The organism is Rhodococcus sp. IEGM 1406, assembly GCF_030056745.1.
GTDB lineage: Bacteria > Actinomycetota > Actinomycetes > Mycobacteriales > Mycobacteriaceae > Rhodococcus_F > Rhodococcus_F erythropolis.
The window spans coordinates 939,504-953,254 of sequence record NZ_JASHKO010000002.1 but is presented as its reverse complement, the minus strand read 5'-3'; the positions used below and the strand labels follow the sequence as shown (position 1 = coordinate 953,254).

15 protein-coding genes are annotated in these 13,751 nt (G+C 63.0%); 11 read left to right on the top strand and 4 right to left on the bottom strand.

What is annotated here, in order from left to right; all coding sequences use genetic code 11:
- Positions 1 to 66: 66 nt before the first annotated feature.
- Together QM596_RS13825 and QM596_RS13820 are read left to right on the top strand one after the other, a co-directional pair.
- Positions 67 to 1,173 carry a sensor histidine kinase gene (locus tag QM596_RS13825; protein WP_283309331.1) on the top strand — a complete coding sequence of 369 codons (1,107 nt, stop codon included), beginning with the start codon at positions 67 to 69 and terminating at the stop codon, positions 1,171 to 1,173.
- Entirely contained in the window at positions 1,170 to 1,808 is a 639-nt protein-coding gene (locus QM596_RS13820; RefSeq protein WP_283309209.1) for a response regulator, read from the top strand. Before QM596_RS13825 ends, QM596_RS13820 begins: the two co-directional genes overlap by 4 nt.
- Here QM596_RS13820 and QM596_RS13815 read toward each other — a convergent pair.
- From QM596_RS13815 to QM596_RS13805, 3 genes are all read right to left on the bottom strand, one after another.
- A complete protein-coding gene (locus QM596_RS13815; protein ID WP_021334336.1) occupies positions 1,802 to 3,334 on the bottom strand; it encodes a multicopper oxidase family protein in 1,533 nt (510 codons plus the stop codon). The two genes, QM596_RS13820 and QM596_RS13815, sit on opposite strands and share 7 nt — an antisense overlap.
- Before the next feature lie 137 nt (positions 3,335 to 3,471).
- A complete protein-coding gene (gene hisN, locus QM596_RS13810; protein ID WP_283309208.1) occupies positions 3,472 to 4,254 on the bottom strand; it encodes a histidinol-phosphatase in 783 nt (260 codons plus the stop codon).
- A gap of 19 nt (positions 4,255 to 4,273) precedes the next feature.
- Positions 4,274 to 4,768, bottom strand: coding sequence for a beta-class carbonic anhydrase (locus tag QM596_RS13805; RefSeq protein ID WP_283309207.1), 495 nt, complete (start codon positions 4,766 to 4,768; stop codon positions 4,274 to 4,276).
- Between the two features lie 133 nt (positions 4,769 to 4,901).
- Between QM596_RS13805 and prfB the strand changes: the two genes are divergently transcribed.
- The 7 genes from prfB to QM596_RS13770 all read left to right on the top strand — a co-directional run bounded on the left by prfB (position 4,902) and on the right by QM596_RS13770 (position 10,549).
- Positions 4,902 to 6,008, top strand: a complete 1,107-nt coding sequence (prfB, locus tag QM596_RS13800) for a peptide chain release factor 2 (protein WP_003942364.1) — start codon at positions 4,902 to 4,904, stop codon at positions 6,006 to 6,008.
- A gap of 22 nt (positions 6,009 to 6,030) precedes the next feature.
- Entirely contained in the window at positions 6,031 to 6,915 is an 885-nt protein-coding gene (locus QM596_RS13795) for a mechanosensitive ion channel family protein (RefSeq protein WP_019747849.1), read from the top strand.
- Entirely contained in the window at positions 6,912 to 7,394 is a 483-nt protein-coding gene (locus tag QM596_RS13790) for an Rv3103c transmembrane domain-containing protein (protein WP_046378360.1), read from the top strand. Before QM596_RS13795 ends, QM596_RS13790 begins: the two co-directional genes overlap by 4 nt.
- A gap of 71 nt (positions 7,395 to 7,465) precedes the next feature.
- On the top strand, positions 7,466 to 8,146 hold the full coding sequence (gene ftsE, locus QM596_RS13785; protein WP_020969258.1) for a cell division ATP-binding protein FtsE: 681 nt from the start codon (positions 7,466 to 7,468) through the stop codon (positions 8,144 to 8,146).
- A gap of 81 nt (positions 8,147 to 8,227) precedes the next feature.
- Positions 8,228 to 9,133, top strand: coding sequence for a permease-like cell division protein FtsX (ftsX, locus tag QM596_RS13780; RefSeq protein WP_003942367.1), 906 nt, complete (start codon positions 8,228 to 8,230; stop codon positions 9,131 to 9,133).
- Between the two features lie 76 nt (positions 9,134 to 9,209).
- Positions 9,210 to 9,683: an SsrA-binding protein SmpB gene (gene smpB, locus QM596_RS13775; protein ID WP_003942330.1), complete on the top strand. Its 474-nt coding sequence runs from the start codon at positions 9,210 to 9,212 to the stop codon at positions 9,681 to 9,683.
- Positions 9,680 to 10,549 (top strand): EamA family transporter, encoded by an 870-nt coding sequence (locus QM596_RS13770; protein WP_483407283.1) that lies wholly within the window; start codon positions 9,680 to 9,682, stop codon positions 10,547 to 10,549. Before smpB ends, QM596_RS13770 begins: the two co-directional genes overlap by 4 nt.
- 36 nt (positions 10,550 to 10,585) lie before the next feature.
- On the opposite strand, the gene QM596_RS13765 is transcribed toward QM596_RS13770, so the two are convergent.
- On the bottom strand, positions 10,586 to 11,170 hold the full coding sequence (locus tag QM596_RS13765) for a helix-turn-helix domain-containing protein (protein WP_007731290.1): 585 nt from the start codon (positions 11,168 to 11,170) through the stop codon (positions 10,586 to 10,588).
- 65 nt (positions 11,171 to 11,235) lie between these two features.
- On the opposite strand from QM596_RS13765, the gene QM596_RS13760 reads away from it, so the two are divergent.
- Together QM596_RS13760 and QM596_RS13755 are read left to right on the top strand one after the other, a co-directional pair.
- Positions 11,236 to 12,183 (top strand): NAD(P)/FAD-dependent oxidoreductase, encoded by a 948-nt coding sequence (locus QM596_RS13760; RefSeq protein WP_133728465.1) that lies wholly within the window; start codon positions 11,236 to 11,238, stop codon positions 12,181 to 12,183.
- 20 nt (positions 12,184 to 12,203) lie between these two features.
- Complete coding sequence (locus QM596_RS13755) at positions 12,204 to 13,742, top strand: SDR family oxidoreductase (protein WP_020969261.1); 1,539 nt, start codon at positions 12,204 to 12,206, stop codon at positions 13,740 to 13,742.
- The last annotated feature ends 9 nt before the right edge of the window (positions 13,743 to 13,751 follow it).

Sequence of the window (13,751 nt, the reverse complement as noted above, 5' to 3'; positions counted from 1 at the left end):
AAATGATGCGCGTCATAGGCTCGAGGGGTGAGCCGGACAGAGGTGCCAGATCGGATACAGCGATATATGCGCTACGCGCCGTTGGTGGTGGTCCCGTGCCTGTTGATCGCCAGCACGTATCCGGGGGAGTATCGAGTTCCCGTCACCTACTGGATGCTGTCGATGCTGTCGGCGCTCGCCTTCGTCGCCGGCCGTCGATGGCCGGTCTTCGCGTCCCTGGCCATCTCGGCGCTCGCCGTTCCGATGTTCGTCGCCGACGCCTGGGGGCTGTCCGAACTTGTTCCGTATCTCGGGGCTGTCGCCGTCGTCGACGTCACGATGCGGGCCGAGCGCAGAGAAATGGTTGCCGTATCGGCAGCAGGATGGTGCGGTTCGGTGCTCGCGGGGATCTGGTTCGAATCTCACGAAGCATTCTTCTCGGTCACCACGGCTGTGAAAGTGCTTGCGTACGTGGGGTTGCCACTGCTGCTCGGACTGTATCTGCGCTCGCAGCGTGAATTGGCCGCGAACAATCTTGCGCAGACCCGCGCTGCGGAGCGCAGTGCGCTCGCCCGCGAACTGCACGACCTGGTTGCACACCACATGGCATCGATCGTCCTGAGAATCGGCGTGGCTCAACATGTCTTGGCGCCCCAGGACGAGGCCGTGCGTGAGGTCCTCGCGGATGTGCGTGCGACGGCGTCGGATGCGTTGGCCGATATCCGTCGGCTTCTGGTCGCACTTCGTGATCCTTCGCTCGGTGAGGTCGCTCTGGTCGAGCCGGATGCCGTAGACGCGGAAATCGGTGCGGCGATAGATCGTGTGCGTGCGGCAGGTTTCGAGGTGCAGTCGGTTTTCGATACCCAGGAGAATGTCGAGTCAGGCGCAGCCGATCTCGACGCGATCGGGAGGCTGACGTTGTTGCGGGTGATTCAGGAATCACTGACCAACGTCATGAAGCATGGCGACAAGAAGGGGCTGGTATCGGTCTCGGTCGGTCGCGATGACAACCGGGTGCATGTCAGGGTTGTCAACGACGTCGAGGGATCGCCCCGGAATGCAGGTCATGGCCTGGTGGGAATGCGGGAGCGCGCGGAGTTGGTCGGCGGCGAGATGACCGCCGGCACGAACAGTGACGGGAAATGGGAAGTGCACGTGAGTATTCCACTGGTTGTCTCGGGCGGTGTCTCGTGATCAGCGTGCTGATCGTCGACGACCAGCGACTGGTGCGCGCCGGTTTGCGGATGCTGTGCGCTGCAGCCGAGGACATGACCGTGGCCGGTGAGGCGTCGAACGGCGTCGAGGCGGTAGCACTCGCTGCCGAATTGGATCCCGACGTGATTCTGATGGACTTGAGAATGCCCGGGCTGGACGGGATCGGTGCCACGCAGCAGATCGTCAAGGCCGGTCGTCGAGCACGCATTCTCGTGCTGACCACCTTCGACGACGACGATCATCTGTATCCCGCACTCGCCGCGGGGGCTTCGGGGTTCTTCGTCAAGGATACCGAACCCGCCGAGCTGCTCGGCGCCATTCGGCGGGGCGCCGAGGGCGAGATGGTGTTCACTCCGGAACTTCTCCGCCGCGTTGTGGATCGAGCGGTGATCGGTGGTATCGCAGACACTGCGGTGACAGAGAGGGTTCCGCTGACCGATCGCGAATCGCAGGTCCTCGCACTGGTGGCAGAAGGGAAGAGCAATCAGGAGATCGCAGACTCACTGCATCTGGGTGTGACCACGGTGAAGACGCACGTGGCGAACCTGATGTCGAAGACCGGTTGCGACAATCGGGTTCGCCTCGCTGTGTACCACTTGCAGAACTTTCAGTGACCGGAGTGCGAACCAGGCATCGGCATGTCCATCGGCATGTCCATCTGCATCGGAGCCGCCTTCTGTCCCGGTTCGAGGACGAGGAATTGGCCCATCATCCCTTGGTCCTCGTGCATCAGCAGGTGGCAGTGGAACATGTACGGGAACGTGGGATCGGTGTACTCGGACCACTGCAGTGCGACGCGAACCCTGCTGCCCGGCGGTGTGTAGACGGTGTCCTTGAGTCCGCGCAAGTGCGGCGGGGGAGTGCGACCGTCGACGTCGAGGATCTGGAACTGTACGTCGTGGACATGGAAATTGTGTGGCCAGTTGTCCTTGTTGGTGATCGTCCACACCTCGGTCGCGCCGACCTCCGCCTCGAAGTCGATGCGGTTCATGTCCATTCGTTGCCCGTTGATCATGTACCACTGCAGATCGAAGGTTCGGGAAACGCTTGCCTTCGACGGATCGAGACGCGGCAGTGCGGCCAACTGCGCCGGGAGAGTCGACCGTGACGCGCGGCTGGCAACCCCCCGCAGCTCGATGATGTCGAAGCGGTCGTTCATGCCGAAGTTCTCGGCGTCGGAGGAACTCACGCCACCGCCGTCCTCGATCGGGAACGACACCAGTGTGGTCGTCGCACCGGGGTCGACGCGAACCACGATCTCGGCTCGTTCGCCGGGGCTGAGCTGAATCCGCTTGATCGCAATCGGTGATTCGAGCAGCCCGCCGTCGGTGGCAATCAGATCGAACGTGCGGTCGTCGGGGAACCCCAGGTTGTAGAGACGGCCGGAAGAGCCGTTCAGGATGCGCAACCGGACGACCCCGGTGGTGACGTCGAGGTAGGCGTCGGAGATGCCGTTGGTGACGATCGTGTCGCCGAGCAGGCCGATGTCGGTCGGATCTGATTCGTCGAAGCTGCCGTCGGCGAGGAATCGACGATCCTGGATTATCAGCGGAACATCGTCGACACCATAGGTTTTGGGGATGTCCAACGCCCGGGTGTCGGCATCGTCGATCAGGAACAGTCCGGCAAGACCGCGCTGCACGTGCCGTTCGGTGGATCCGTGCGGGTGTGGGTGATACCAGAGCGTCGACGCCGGCTGACCGATCGTCCACGCCGGTTCCCAGCGTCCGCCGGCTTCGATGGTCTGGTGCGGGCCACCGTCGTATCTGGCGGGCAGATGCATGCCGTGCCAATGGACGGTCGTGGGCTCTGCCAGTGTGTTGTCGATCGTGAATGCGACAGATTCTCCGCGTTCGGCGCGGACGGTGGGCCCCAGAATGGATCCGTTGAAACCCCAAGTGTCGGTGAGTTTTCCCGCGACGATCTCGGTGGTCCCGGCACCGGCACGAAGTGTGAAGTGGCGAACACCTGCGTCGTCGACGGTGGATTCGGCAAGCGGCGGAATCGGTAGCGGACGCGAAGTTCCGGCCTCCGCCAACGTGGCGCTCTTCGCTGCCGGGTCGGCGCCGCAGCCCACCGCGAGCCCGAGGGGCGCTGCGGCCAGACCGAACAGAATCGTGCGCCTGGAAATCCGGTTCATCGTTCTCCTGGAAGTAGTGCGTGATCAACTACTTCCAGTCAACGGGCCGAGATGTCGTGCTGAATCCTGCCGACGGGCCTGTCGGAACTCCTCCCTCGGACCCTTGCGGCGGGTGGGATGTTCTGGTATCCGGGTGGTTACCGCAGGCGGGCTAGAACGTCTTCGTGCAGCAGTCCGTTGGTGGCGACCGCGCTGCCGCCGTGCGGACCTGCGCCGCCGACCAGATCGGTGAACGCGCCGCCGGCCTCACGGACCAATACGTCGAGCGCTGCCAGATCCCACAGGGAAACCTCGGGTTCGGCAGCAATGTCGACGGCGCCTTCGGCCACTAGGCAGTAGGAGAAGAAGTCCCCGTAACCGCGCACGCGCCATACGTGGTCGGTGAGTTCGACGAACTGATCGCGAATTCCGCGGTCCTTCCACCCCGAGAGGCTCGAGAAGCTCAGGCTCGCTGACTCGCTGCGATCGACGGCGGATACCTGGATCGCCCGCGCATCACTGTCCCCGAAGGACGTATGTGCGCCCAAACCTGTTGCAGCCCACCATCGCCGATTCAGGGCGGGTGCGCTCACGACGCCGATAACGGGGACGCCGTCCTCGAGCAAGCTGATCAGCGTGGCCCACACCGGTACGTTGCGGACGAAGTTCTTGGTCCCGTCGATGGGGTCGACCACCCACTGCCTGCCCTCGAAGACTGCGTCGCCGCCGAATTCTTCGCCCAGTACGGAATCCTCCGGTCGGTGCTCACCGAGTGTCGCGCGCACTGCACGCTCGACAGCGAGGTCGGCGTCCGAGACAGGGGTGAGGTCCGGCTTGTCGTCGACTCGAAGATCGAGCGCACCGAAGCGGGCGCGAGTGATCGCGTCAGCCTCGTCGGCGATACGGAGGGCTAGTGCGAGGTCGGATGCGCGATCGGTCACGGGTACACAACCTACCGGCTCAAACGGGGAGGACTTCGTTCAGCTTTCCGGTGGCGACGTCGAAGACGAATCCGCGTAGGGAGGTCGTCGCGGTGACGAACGGACTGTTCTCGATGCGCTTCAACGACTGACGGACGTCCTCGTCGATGTCGGGGAACGATTCGGCAGCCCAGTTTGGTTTGACGCCGATCTCGTCCTGGATGGATCGCTTGAAGTCGTCGTCGGTGAACGTCAGCATTCCGCAGTCGGTGTGGTGGATGAGGATGATCTCGGTAGTTCCCAGCAGACGCTGGCTGATGGCGAGGGATCGGATCTCGTCGTCGGTGACGACTCCACCCGCATTGCGGATGACGTGCGATTCACCTTCCTGGATCCCCAGCACCCGATAGACGTCGATGCGGGCGTCCATGCAGGCGAGAACGGCAACGTGCTTGCTGGGTGGGAGGGGGAGCGGACCGGTGAACTGCTCGGCGTAGGCGGCGTTGTTCTGCAGGTATTCGTCGGTGACAGTCATCACTCCAGTAGGTTCCCTCGGACCCTGGTTGGCAAGGCTTCCAGTCGCGGTGATCCCAATAGGTGACGCACGGGGGAGCGGACAGGGTGACGCACAGCAGAGCCCAGGTCGGCACCCGGTAGCCTTGAGAACCGTGCATCCCGACGTAATTGCAGACCTGAACGCCCTCGACACCACCCTTCGCACCTGCGAATCGGTTGTGGACGTCGAGGAGCTGCGCCGACGCATCGACGAGCTCGAGCACCAGGCGGCCGACCCCGGTCTGTGGAACGACCAGGAACACGCCCAGCAGGTCACCAGCCAGCTCTCCCACGCCCAGGCGGAGCTTCGCCGCATCGTTGCACTGCGCGAGCGGCTCGACGAGATGCCGATCCTCTACGAACTGGCAGAAGACGAAGGCCCCGACGCGGTGGCCGATGCCGACGCCGAGCGAGCGAGCCTGCGTGACGACATCGCGGCGATGGAAGTCAAGACCATGCTGTCGGGCGAGTACGACGAGCGCGACGCACTCATCAACATCCGCTCCGGCGCCGGCGGTATCGACGCCGCAGACTGGGCCGAGATGCTCATGCGTATGTACATCCGCTGGGCGGAGAAGCACGACTACGGCGTCGAGGTCTACGACACGTCGTACGCCGAAGAAGCCGGACTCAAGAGCGCGACGTTCGCGATCAAGGGCCCGTACACCTACGGAACGCTGTCCGTCGAGATGGGCACCCACCGGCTCGTCCGAATCAGCCCGTTCGACAACCAGGGGCGTCGCCAGACGTCGTTCGCCGAGGTCGAGGTCCTGCCGGTCGTCGAGACGACCGACCACATCGAGATCAACGAGAACGACATCCGCGTCGACGTCTACCGCTCGTCCGGTCCGGGTGGCCAGTCCGTGAACACCACTGACTCCGCCGTTCGACTCACACACATCCCGACGGGAATCGTCGTCACCTGTCAGAACGAGAAGTCGCAGCTCCAGAACAAGGTGTCGGCGATGCGCGTCCTGCAGGCCAAGCTGCTCGCGGTCAAGCGTCAGGAAGAGCGCGCCGAGATGGATGCGCTCAAGGGCGACAGCGGCAGCTCGTGGGGCAACCAGATGCGTTCCTACGTTCTGCATCCGTACCAGATGGTCAAGGACCTGCGTACCGAGTACGAGGTCAACAACCCGTCGGCAGTGCTCGACGGCGACATCGACGGGTTCCTCGAGGCCGGCATTCGCTGGCGCATGAGCGAGAACCAGTCCGCATAGCGTTCGGATACCGAAAGGCACGATGACTTTACTTCGACCTGGGCAGAACCTGCTCGATTGGCTTCAAACCACCGGTTTGTCCGTCCTCATGACCGTGCTCGGCGCGATGATTCTCGCCCGGTTGGTCAGTTGGGGCGGCAACAAGGTCACCGACCAGATCGACTCCAACTATCAGTTGGGCGATGCGCTGGTTCGCTCCGAGGCGACCAAGCATCGCCACTCGGTCGCGCAGGTCATCACCTGGGTGGTCATCACGTTCATCTACGTGATCGCGACGCTGAAGGTTCTCGACCAACTGAATTTGCCGATCGGCAGTCTCGTGGCGCCGGCAACTGTTCTCGGTGCGGCGCTCGGTTTCGGTGCACAGCGCGTCGTGCAGGACATTCTTGCCGGTTTCTTCATCATCACCGAACGCCAGTACGGCTTCGGTGACACCGTCCGGCTTGCGATCACCGGCTCCTCCGACGACGCCGAAGGTGTCATCGAGGACGTGACCCTGCGCGTGACGCGGATGAGAAACTCCGACGGCGAGGTCATCACCGTTCCCAACGGCCAGATCGTGAAAGCGACCAACCTGTCCAAGGACTGGGCACGCGCCGTCATCGACGTTCCGGTTCCGGCGACTGCCGACCTCACCCGGGTCAACGAGGTACTTCGTCAGGTCGGAGTCGACGCGATGGCTGACCGTGGACTCAAGAAACTGCTGCTCGACGAGCCCACTGTCATGGGCGTCGAAAGCCTCGAGGTCGATCAGGTCAACGTGCGGATGGTTGCGCGCACGCTGCCTGGCAAACAATTCCAGGTCGGGCGAGCACTTCGTGTCCGCGTCGCCGCAGCACTGCGACGTCAGGGGATCACGGTGTCACCGGATCTGCACACCGCACGGACCGAGGAGGCGAGCGAATGACCGATCAGGAACCGCGCCGCGGACTCGACCGCCTGATTCACCTGGACTGGCTTCCGTCACGGATCTTCGGTGGCCGGATGCGCACCTCGACGTTCATTCTCGTGGTCGCCTGGATCCTCACGTATCTGCTGCACACGTACCTCAATCCGGAAGAAACGGCAGCAACTCCGCCGCCCAGCGTCGACACGTCAGTCACCGAGCCGTACATCGCTCCATCGGTCAAACCGTCGACGACGACCCCCGTGCCGTCCTCGACCGAGCAGACGACCACCTCCGAGGCTCCGTCCTCGGAATCGAGTACGGGCAGCTCCGGTTCTCCGACGCCGACTTCTGGTCCAGCGCCTGCTCCGGGAAACGCCGAACAGTCTGCGACCACAGTGCCGACGACTCCTGCGACGACGACCGTCCCGCAACCTGGTGCGGCAATGCAGGCACCGACGTCGGTGCCACAGTCACCTGCGACCACCGGTACCGGATAAGGACGAGGGTGCTCGCGCGTGGCGCCAAGGTCACCGTTAGATAACGGCTAGACTGGCTAGTTGTGATCAGCATGAAGAATGTGTCGAAGTCCTACAAGGCCTCCACCAGGCCGGCGCTCGACAAAGTCAGCGTGGAGGTGGAGAAGGGGGAGTTCGTCTTCCTCATCGGCCCCTCCGGCTCTGGCAAGTCGACGTTCATGCGGTTGCTGCTCAAGATGGAGTCGCCCACGTCCGGTGACATCGAGGTGGCGGATTTCCACGTCAACAAGTTGGCGGCCCGCCGCGTGCCGAAGCTTCGCCAGAGCATGGGCTGTGTTTTCCAGGACTTCCGCCTGCTTCAGCAGAAGACGGTGTCCGAGAACGTCGCCTTTGCGTTGGAAGTCATCGGCAAACCCCGCAACGTCATCGCGCGCACTGTGCCCGAGGTTCTCGACATGGTCGGTCTGGCCGGCAAAGCCGATCGACTGCCCACCGAACTCTCCGGCGGTGAGCAGCAGCGCGTCGCCATCGCCCGCGCATTCGTGAACCGCCCGCTCGTGCTGCTCGCCGACGAGCCCACCGGCAACCTGGACCCCGAAACGAGCCAGGACATCATGCTGCTGCTCGAGCGGATCAACCGCACAGGCACCACCGTCGTGATGGCGACCCACGATCACCACATCGTCGACTCCATGCGTCGACGCGTCATCGAACTCGATCTCGGCAAGGTGACCAGAGACGAAGCGCGGGGTGTGTACGGCGTCGGCAGGTAGCGCCGACTACGACCACACGTCCCGTACGCCCACCGGTTGTCGTGAAACAACCGGCCTCTCGAAAAGGAATCGGATTCCCCGATGCGCGCCAGCTTTATTTTCAGCGAAGTACTGACCGGCCTACGCCGCAACATCACGATGACCATCGCCATGATCTTGACGACGGCGATCTCCCTCGGTCTCTTTGGCGGTGGTCTGCTGGTCGTGCAGATGGCAGGCAAGACCCAGCAGATCTTCCTCGAACGCGTCGAGGTGCAGATCTTCCTGACCGACGACATCTCTTCGGCTGATCCCGGTTGCGAGCAGGAGATCTGCAGTTCGTTGCGCAAGGAACTCGAGCAGACTCCGTCCGTCGTCGCGGTTCAGTACCTCAACCGCGAAGACGCCGTGAAGGACGCCACCGAGCGCGTGTTCAAGGACCAGCCCGAGCTGGCAGCGCTGGTGAGCCCGGACAGCTTCCCGGCGTCGTTCAAGGTCAAGCTCAGTGACCCGGAGCGGTTCGGCGTCATCAACGACACCTTCGGTTCGAGGCCCGGCGTCGAGAGTGTGCTCAATCAGCGCGAGTTGGTGGACCGACTGTTCAGTGTGCTCGGTGGAGTGCGCAACGCAGCGTTCGCGATCGCGATCGTCCAGGCGATCGCGGCCATCCTGCTGATCGCCAACATGGTCCAGATCGCCGCGTTCACGCGTCGTACCGAGGTCAACATCATGCGGTTGGTCGGCGCGACGCGGTGGTACACCCAGCTTCCGTTCCTCCTCGAAGCCGTCGTGGCGGCCTTGATCGGTGCGGTGCTCGCCATTGCCGGACTGTTCACGGCGAAGAACGTCTTCATCGACGGGGTCCTGTCCGATGTCTACGAAGCCAATATCGTGGCGCGGATCTCCAACAGTGACGTGCTGTTCGTCTCGCCGATCCTCGTACTTGCCGGCGTCGGAATGGCCGCGGTGACGGCGTACGTGACACTGCGTCTGTACGTCCGCGAATAATCGGTTTGCACGAGCTTCTATGCTGGAACAGCAAGAACCATTCGACAGCAAGACAGCGGACTGAGAGGCCCGGACAGTGAAGGAAAAGGGCCGCAAGGTCATTGCGACCAATCGCAAAGCACGCCACAACTACACGATCATCGACACCTACGAGGCCGGTATCGCGCTCGTCGGGACCGAGGTCAAGAGTCTGCGTGAAGGCAAGGCGTCGCTCGTTGATGCATTCGCCACCGTGGACAACGGCGAAGTGTGGTTGCGCTCGTTGCACATTCCGGAGTACACGCAAGGCACGTGGAACAACCACTCACCGCGTCGCACCCGAAAGCTCCTGCTGCACAAGCGTGAGATCGAGCACCTCGTCGGCAAGACCCGCGAGGGAAACCAGACACTGGTTCCGCTGTCGATGTACTTCAACGACGGCAAGGTCAAGGTCGAACTCGCGCTGGCAAAGGGTAAGCAGGACTACGACAAGCGCCAGGACATGGCCAAGCGGACCGCCGAGCGCGAGGTGACTCGCGAGCTCGGTCGTCGTATCAAGGGCATGCGCTGACCTCCATCCTGCTTGCCCTCGTGGCGGCAGTTGCCTACGGAGTCAGCGACTTCGTCGGGGGAGTTGCATCACGACGAGTTGCCGCACTGCGTGTGGTGATCGTCTCGTATCCGCTCTCGCTCGTCATCGTTCTGATCGCAGCACCTTTCGTTTCCGGGACGCTGACGCTGAACGGTTTGATCTGGGGCGCGATCGCGGGCGTCACGAGTGGTCTGGCGGTGTGGTGGTTCTATCTCGCGCTGGCAACTGGCCCCATGTCGGTGGTCTCGCCGCTGACAGCTGTTCTGGTGGCGGGTATTCCGGTCCTCGTCGGATTCGCATTCGGTGAGCGGCCGGGGTTGATCGCGTACCTGGGTATTGCCGTCGCGCTGGTCGCCGTCGTCCTGGTCAGCCGCGAGTCGCCTGACGACACCGCGGGTGAGGTCGCCGGCGGAATCACTCTCCGCTTCACCAGGCAAGTGGCGCTTCTGACCGTCGGAAGCGGCGGCGCATTTGCTCTCTCGTTCATCGCACTTCACCAGATCGGCGAGGGCAGCGGACTGTGGGCGTTGGCCGTATCTCGCGGCGCCGCGACCGTCGTGGTGTGGTTGGTCGCGCTGGCGGCCGGTCACTTCGTTCTCCCACGAGGCGAGCCACTCAAACTCGCGGTGTACGTCAGCGTCCTCGACGTCGTCGCGAACGGGACGATGATCTACGCCTTCCAAGGCGGAATGCTCTCACTGGTCAGCGTGATCGGTTCGCTGTATCCGGCTGCGACGGTTCTGCTCGCCATGGTGATGTTGGGCGAGCGGGTAAGCCGCGTGCAACAAGCGGGAATGCTGTTGGCGCTGGCGGCAGTCGGCATGATTGCCGTCGCGGGCGCCTAGATTCTTTCGAGTTCCAGCGTTTTCAGTCCTAGTGTTTCAGCCGCGTCTGTCGGCCGGCGCTGCGCGTAGGTGAACACGCTCGCCCTGTTTCCCGAAGAGACTGATCGCCTCCGCAGGTCGGCCGTCGGCAGCGCTGATGCGGTGCGGAATGTGGGTGTCGAACTCGGCGGCCTCACCTGCCCCCATGATGAAATCCCGGTCGCCGAGTTGGAGTCGGATGCGCCCGGACAGAACGTAGACCCACTCGTAGCCCTCGTGGGATCCCGGTTCGCGATCGTCGTCGGTGGGGGAGATGATCATCTTGTAGGCCTGGAGGTTGCCGGGCTGACTGGTCAGCGGAATGACCGTCATGCATCCGACCGTTCGCGGTTCTTCTCGAACGCGGGGGTCCTTGATCTTGCTGTTCACCAGGTCGTCCAACGGGACGCCGTGTGCCTTGGCGATCGGCAGCAGCAACTCCAAGTTGGCTCGGCGAGTACCGGATTCGAGTCTCGAGAGTGTGCTGACGCTGATGTCGGTGGTCTCTGACAGGTCGGCCAGGGTCATGTCGGACTGCTGGCGCAACGCACGTAGGCGAGGGCCGATGCCGGCTAGAACGGCTTCGAACGATGTTTCGGTCATGGATCTATTTTGCCAAAGTGGCAACAGTGTTTGTCAAGAACGCGATCTCTTGTCATTCTGGATTCATGACGCAGAACTCATTCGACGTAGCAGTAATCGGAGCCGGCGCGGCGGGGCTGAACGCCGCACTCATCCTTGGTCAGGCACGCAGGTCCGTGATCGTCTTCGACAACGGATCACCACGGAACGCGGCCGCCGATCACATGAACGGATTCCTCTCCCGCGACGGCATGAACCCCGCCGAATTGTTGACCATCGGCCGAGGTGAGGTCCGCAAATTCGGCGGCGAGTTCCATGACGGCACCGTTGTTTCCGTGACACGGGACGGCGAGAAGTTCTCGGTAGAACTGGCTGACGGCAGCAAGATTCAGGTGCGCAAGGTCCTCGTTGCAACGGGTCTGACGGACCGCCTGCCGGACGAACTCGAAGTCTTCGGCGAGCGTTGGGGCCGCGACGTGTTGCATTGCCCGTACTGCCACGGGTACAGCGTGCGCGATCAGCCGCTTGGCGTGATGGCCAAGAGCGCGGAATTTGCGATGCACCAGGCCCTCATGGTTCGCCAGTGGTCCGACGACGTAGTTCTCTTCCTCCATCGAATCACCGAACTGAGTGCCGAAGATCGGGAAAAGCTTGCAGCTCGCGATATTTCGATCGTCGAGGGTGAGGTCGCTGGTCCCGTCGTCGAGGATGATCGGTTGGTGGGCGTGCGGTTGGCCGACGGCACTGTGGTCGCGCGTTCGGCGGTCTTTGTCGGTGGCGCTCTCACGATGGACCCCAACGATGCGATCTTGCGCGCATTCGGCGCGCAGCGCGCTGAGACGATGATGGGCGATTTCGTCACAGTCGACATGATGGGGGCGACGAGCGTGCCCGGCGTGTTCGCTGCGGGCAACGTCGTCGACCCGGGTGCCCAGGTCATCATGGCCGCAGCCGCCGGGGCGAAGGCTGGAGCGGGGATCAACATGATGTTGACCAACGACGACCTCGAGGTTGCACTCGCGCTTCGCAGTTGAATTGTGCGTAGCGTGGGGTGATGGACGCAGTGAGAGTGTTGATCACGGGTGCGACCGGATACATCGGCGGACGTCTTGCCCCTCGTCTGGTCGAAGAGGGCCATCGCGTTCGAGTGGTGGTGCGCAGCCCGGAGAAACTACGCGATGTTCCCTGGCATGATTCCGTGGAGATCAAGCGTGGGGATCTGACCGACAGTGCCTCCCTCTCAGGTGTTTTCGACGATATCGACGTGGTCTACTACCTCGTTCACGCCATGGGCGGTGGAGGGTCGTTCTCGGATATCGACAAGCGAAGCGCGGAGAACGTCGCCGCCGCTGCCCGCGATGCGGGGGTGCGCCGGATCGTCTACCTGGGCGGGCTTCATCCGTCCGACCGAGAGTTGTCGACTCACTTGCAGTCTCGGCTCGAAGTCGGTCGGATCCTCCTCGACTCCGAGGTTCCGACCGTTGTATTTCAAGCTGGGGTGGTGATCGGATCGGGTTCGGCGTCCTTCGAAATGGTGCGCCACTTGACCAATCGACTTCCGGTGATGACCACACCCAAGTGGGTGCACAACAACATTCAGCCGATCGCGGTGCGTGACGTACTCCACTATTTGATCGCAGCCGCGGCGACAACACCGGAGGTCAACCGCGCCTTCGACATCGGTGGGCCAGATGTCATGCAGTACGGCGAGATGATGAACACCTACGCCGACGTCGCAGGATTGGTACGCCGACGCATCCTCGTCTTGCCCGTCCTCACCCCGCGTCTGGCAGGTCACTGGGTGGGATTGGTCACGCCGATCCCGCGGGGCTTGGCGATGCCACTGATCGAATCACTGCAGAACGACGCGGTGATGCACAACCACGACATCGACGACTTCATCCCGCCTCCGGCCGGTGGCCTCACACCGTACCGGGAAGCTGTGCGTTTGGCGCTTCGCAAGATCGAGACCGGTGAGGTGGAGACGGCGTGGTCCGGTGCGACGATCGCGGGAGCGCCGTCCGATCCTCTTCCGTCCGACCCGGACTGGGCAGGGGAGGCAGTTTACGTAGACCACCGCGAACGTGACTGTGCTGCGGATCCGAAAACCCTCTGGTCGGTCGTCGAGTCGATCGGCGGCGAGAATGGTTGGTATTCATTCCCTTTGGCGTGGGCCATCCGGGGGTGGATGGACCGCGCGGTCGGCGGGGTCGGACTGCGCCGGGGTAGGCGGGATCCACGTCGGCTCAACACCGGTGAAGCCCTGGACTTCTGGCGGGTCGAAGAAATCGATCGAGGCAAGTTGCTCCGATTGCGCGCCGAGATGAAGGTCCCGGGCGGAGCATGGTTGGAGTTGCGAGTGTCGGAAGGTCCGGCGGGTGCGGATGGACGGCCGGTGGGTTCGCATCTCGATCAGCGTGCGGTCTTCTTCCCGCGCGGGCTCGCCGGCCGGGCGTACTGGTACTCGATCCTGCCTTTCCACGGAGTTGTCTTCCAGGGGATGATCACCAACATCACCGGTGCTGCAGAGCGTGAGACCGCAGCTATCAGGGAATCAGCTGCGGCGAAGGACACGGAAAGTGCCGCCGATTAATTGGTATGA

Coding starts and splice junctions, on each gene's coding strand:
- QM596_RS13825 (WP_283309331.1), top strand. CDS start 67: ATGCGCTACGCGCCGTTGGTGGTGGTCCCGTGCCTGTTGATCGCCAGC.
- QM596_RS13815 (WP_021334336.1), bottom strand. CDS start 3,334: ATGAACCGGATTTCCAGGCGCACGATTCTGTTCGGTCTGGCCGCAGCG.
- QM596_RS13805 (WP_283309207.1), bottom strand. CDS start 4,768: ATGACTGTCACCGACGAATACCTGCAGAACAACGCCGCCTACGCCGAG.
- QM596_RS13795 (WP_019747849.1), top strand. CDS start 6,031: ATGACTTTACTTCGACCTGGGCAGAACCTGCTCGATTGGCTTCAAACC.
- QM596_RS13790 (WP_046378360.1), top strand. CDS start 6,912: ATGACCGATCAGGAACCGCGCCGCGGACTCGACCGCCTGATTCACCTG.
- ftsE (WP_020969258.1), top strand. CDS start 7,466: ATGAAGAATGTGTCGAAGTCCTACAAGGCCTCCACCAGGCCGGCGCTC.
- ftsX (WP_003942367.1), top strand. CDS start 8,228: ATGCGCGCCAGCTTTATTTTCAGCGAAGTACTGACCGGCCTACGCCGC.
- QM596_RS13765 (WP_007731290.1), bottom strand. CDS start 11,170: ATGACCGAAACATCGTTCGAAGCCGTTCTAGCCGGCATCGGCCCTCGC.
- QM596_RS13760 (WP_133728465.1), top strand. CDS start 11,236: ATGACGCAGAACTCATTCGACGTAGCAGTAATCGGAGCCGGCGCGGCG.
- QM596_RS13755 (WP_020969261.1), top strand. CDS start 12,204: ATGGACGCAGTGAGAGTGTTGATCACGGGTGCGACCGGATACATCGGC.